Here is a 4,141-nt window from a genome sequence, read left to right as displayed (position 1 = left end):
CGGCGGGTTCGGCCGGCGCCTTGTGCTCCGCGGGCCTGCGCGGGTCGGCGTTGATGAACACCGCCACCAGCAGCGCGGTGCCGAGCATGATGCCCAGCGCCCAGGTGGCGGCGACGGAGGAGCCGTGGACGGTGGCCTCGCGCAGGGCGGCGGTGCCGTGGTGGCCGCTCAGGTAGGCGGCGGTGGCGCTGGCGGCGATCGTGTTGAGCAGCGCGGTGCCGATCGAGGCGCCCACCTGCTGGGCGGTGTTGACGGTCGCGGAGGCGACGCCGCCGTCCTGCGGGTCGACTCCGCTGGTGGCCACCGCCACGGTCGGCACGAACAGGGTGCCGATGCCGAGTCCGAGCAGCATCTCGGCGGGCAGGATCACCGCGGTGTAGGAGCTGTCGGGGGTGAGCCGGGTGAGCAGGGCGAGCGAGGCGGCCGCCGCGAGCAGTCCGGGCACGATCAGCAGCCGGGGCGGCAGTTTGGGCAGCAGCCGGCTGGAGATCTGGGTCGCCCCGGTGACGTTCATCGCGACCAGCGGGAGCAGGGCGACGCCGGTCTTGACCGCGGAGTAGCCCATCACGGTCTGGAGCTGGTAGGTGAGGAACAGGAACACGCCGAACAGGCCCAGTGTGGCCAGGGCGACGGTGGCGAAGGCCATGCCCCGGTTGCGGTCGGTCACGATCCGCAGCGGGAGCAGCGGGCTGCGCAGCCGGGCCTGCAGGACCGTGAACGCGATGAGCAGCACGGCGGCCAGGCCCAGCGAGACGGCGACCCGGTCGGCGCCCCAGCCGCGCTCGCCCGCCTCGGAGAACCCGTAGACCAGGGCCGCGATACCGCCGCAGCCGGTGACGGCGCCGAAGACGTCCATCTTCGCGTCCGCCCTGCCGGGCGGGTCGGGCAGCGCGGAGACCGCGCCGAAGATGGCGAGCAGGGCGATCGGGATGTTGACGTACATGCACCAGCGCCAGTCCAGGTAACTGGTGATCAGGCCGCCGCCGACCAGGCCGAGTCCGCCGCCCGCGGTCAGTACGGCGGTGTAGATGCCGATCGCCTTGGCGCGTTCCGCCTGCTCGGGGAACATCGCCACCAGCAGGGCCAGGGTCGAGGGGGCCAGCAGGGCCGCGAACACGCCCTGGCCGGCGCGTGCGCCGATCAGCATCCAGCCGGACTGGGCCATGCCGCCGAGGCCGGAGACGACCGCGAATCCGACGACGCCGGCGACGAGGGTGCGCTTGCGGCCCATGCGGTCGGCGATGCGGCCGCCGAGCAGCAGCAGTCCGCCGAAGGCCAGGGTGTACGCGGTCACCACCCACTGCCGGTTGGCGTCGGACATGCCGAGGTCCTGCTGTGCGGAGGGCAGCGCGATCGTCACGATCGTCGTGTCCAGGGTGATCATTAACTGGGAGAGCGCGATAACTGCGAGCCCCCACCACCGGCGTGCGTGCAGCCGGGCGGGGTCGACGGCCGTCGTGCCCCCCGCTGCCTTGTCGGTCTTGGTCATCGCGGAAAGACACCTTCTCGGGATCGGGGGGCGGAAACCCCACATTCATTACCTGTCGGCAGGTAAAATTGAAGACATCGACAACGTACCCCATTGCCTGCCGATCGGCAAGCAATGGGGTGTGAGGCATCCTCGGCGACGCCGGACCGTAGGCTTTGAGCGCAACGAGGGCGAGGGAAGGACTTCCATGGCTGGCCGACGTACCGACACGCGTGAGCGCGCCCAGCGCGTCGCGCTCCAGCTCTTCGCCGAGTACGGCTACGAGGGCACGTCGCTGCGCATGATCGCGGAGAAGCTGAACATCACGAAGGCCGCCCTCTACTACCACTACAAGTCCAAGGAGGAGATCCTCGCCGCCGTCCTCGGCGACTTCTCGACCTCGGTCGCCGAGCTCATCGACTGGGGCAAGCAGCAGCCCGAGGGACCCGCCACCCGGCGTGAACTGCTGCGCCGGTACGCCGATCTGACGGCGAGCGGCATCACGGCGGCGGCCCGGCTGCTGCAGGAGAACGAACCCTCGCTGCAGGAGCAGCCGCTCGCCGCCGAGGTGCGCGGGCACATCATCACGCTCTTCGACCTGCTGACCGGCCCGGGCGTGCTGACCGGCGGGGTGAGCGACCCCGCCGCCTCCCTGCGGGTGCGCCTGGCCATCGCCGCCCTGCACATGGCGGGCGACGAGGCCGAGCGCTCGGAGAGCGGCGGGGACGAGCTGATCAGCGCGGCGCTGGACATCGCCTGTTCCCTGATCGACCCCCCGGCAGGGTCAGCACCCGAGCACGTCCCTGACCGCGCCGGCGACCTCGGCGGTGCGCTCGCCGAGGAAGAAGTGCCCGCCGCCGAACACCCGTAGGCCGAAGGAGGTGCCGGCCACCTCGGACCAGGCGCGGGCCTGCTCCGGGCTCACCCTGCGGTCGTCGTCACCGGTCAGTGCGACGACCGGGCAGGCCAGCGCGGGGCCCGGCCGGTAGCGGTAGCCCTCCAGCGCCTCGTAGTCGCTGCGGATCGCCGGCATCACCATGCCCAGCAGTTCCTCGTCCTGGAAGAGCCGCGCGTCCGTCCCGTGCAGCAGCTCGAGTTCGGCGAGCAGGGAGCGGTCGTCCAGGGCGGCGATGCCGGTGCCCGGGGCGCAGGTGGGTGCCCGGCGGCCGGACGCCAGCAGGGCCCGCGGCACGATGCCCTCGGCCTCCAGGCGCCGGGCCACCTCGAAGGCGACGGTCGCGCCCATGCTGTGCCCGAGCAGCGCCAGCGGCCGGTCGGTCCACGGCAGCAGCGCCTCCAGCGACTGTCCCACCAGTTCCGTCATGTCGTTCACGCACGGTTCCCGGTACCGGTCCTGGCGGCCGGGGTACTGGATCGCGATCACCTCGGCCTGCGGGGTGAGTTCCTCCGCGAGCGGGAAGAAGAAGGTCGCGGAGCCGGACCGAGGCCTGCGGCGCTTCCCGGAAGCGCCGGATCCAGGGCGAGTGCTGCACGGTGTTCGTCGTCACCAGGTGCTCCTTGTCAGGCGGCGAGCGCGTCGCACAGGAAGGTCGCGACGTCGTGGGCGGAGGGGTAGTCGTAGACCAGGGTCGGCGGCACCTGGACGCCGGTGATCGCTCCCAGCTGGTTGCGCAGTTCGACGGCCATGAGCGAGGAGAAGCCCAGGTCGAGGAGTTCCGCCCGTGTGTCGAGGTCCTCGGCCCCGGGCAGCGCCAGGACGGCGGCGGCCTCGGACCGCACGACCGCGAGCACGATGCCGTGCCGCTCCCCGTCCGGCGCGTTCGCGAGCCGCTCCTTCAGCAGGACCGCAGGGTCCACCGTGTCCTGGGGCGCACCGGACGTCCCGGCCGTCCCGAAAGACGGCGCCGCGGCCGGTCCGGCCGCCAGGACGGTGACGATGTCCGCGAGCGAGGCCCCGGCGGGCAGGCCCAGCGCGGCGGCCGCCGCGGTGACGTCGCCCCCGCGCGCCGCGGCCCAGAAGGCCTCCGCCGTCTCGCCGACGACCGAGGTGGCGGCGACCTCGTCGAGCCAGTACGGCTGGTGCTGGAAGGCGTAGGTGGGCAGACCGACAGCGCCGCCGGTGGTGGTGGTCCGGTGGGTGGTGAGGGTGTTCCAGTCGACGTGCGTGCCGTTCGTCCACAGCTCGCCGAGTCCGGCCAGCAGGGCCGCGCTCTCGCCGCGGTCACGGCGCTGCAACGCCACCGTCCGCACCTCCTCGCCGGCCGACTGCCCGGCCGCCGGGGTCAGCACCGCGTCCGGACCCACCTCGAGGGTGTCCGTGACACCCTCGCCGGCCAGCGCGGCCACCGCGTCGGCGAACCGGACCGGACAGCGCACCTGACGCACCCAGTAGCCGGGGTCGGTGAAGTCCTCCCCCGCCCGCCCCGACACCGTCGAGACGATCGGGATCCGCGGCACGGCGAACGTCAGCCCCTCCACGACCCGGGCGAAGTCCTCGAGCATGGGCTCCATCAGCGGGGAGTGGAAGGCGTGGCTGACCCGCAGCCGCCTGGTCTTGCAGCCTTCCCGCGCCAGCACGGCCGCGACCTCCTCGACCGCCTCCGCCACACCCGAGAGCACCGTCGCCCCCGGGGCGTTCACCGCCGCCAGCGACACCTCGCCCTCACGCCCCGCCAGCAACGGCACCACCTGCTCCTCGCCGGCCTGCACCGC

The 4,141-nt window shown here is 72.8% G+C and carries 4 protein-coding genes; 1 reads left to right on the top strand and 3 read right to left on the bottom strand.

Annotated features, from left to right (window positions below; genetic code table 11):
- The coding region (locus CW362_RS42430) for an MFS transporter (RefSeq protein ID WP_103554910.1) at positions 1-1,489 on the bottom strand (1,489 nt) is incomplete at its 3' end.
- Positions 1,490-1,676: 187 nt separating this feature from the next.
- On the opposite strand from CW362_RS42430, the gene CW362_RS42425 reads away from it, so the two are divergent.
- On the top strand, positions 1,677-2,339 hold the full coding sequence (locus CW362_RS42425; RefSeq protein WP_103554909.1) for a TetR/AcrR family transcriptional regulator: 663 nt from the start codon (positions 1,677-1,679) through the stop codon (positions 2,337-2,339).
- Here the strand turns inward: CW362_RS42425 and CW362_RS42420 are convergent.
- The gene (locus CW362_RS42420) at positions 2,253-2,852 is read right to left on the bottom strand and encodes a thioesterase II family protein (RefSeq protein ID WP_240658350.1); all 600 of its coding nucleotides are present in this window, start codon (positions 2,850-2,852) and stop codon (positions 2,253-2,255) included. The two genes, CW362_RS42425 and CW362_RS42420, sit on opposite strands and share 87 nt — an antisense overlap.
- Positions 2,853-2,989: 137 nt before the next feature.
- Positions 2,990-4,141 (bottom strand): acyltransferase domain-containing protein (locus tag CW362_RS42415; protein WP_162684440.1); only part of this gene is annotated, 1,152 nt, incomplete at its 5' end.

This window comes from Streptomyces populi, assembly GCF_002911015.1.
GTDB lineage: Bacteria > Actinomycetota > Actinomycetes > Streptomycetales > Streptomycetaceae > Streptomyces > Streptomyces populi.
Note: the sequence above shows the minus strand (reverse complement) of the source record. Positions and strands in the feature narration are given on the sequence as shown.

Coding starts and splice junctions, on each gene's coding strand:
- CW362_RS42425 (WP_103554909.1), top strand. CDS start 1,677: ATGGCTGGCCGACGTACCGACACGCGTGAGCGCGCCCAGCGCGTCGCG.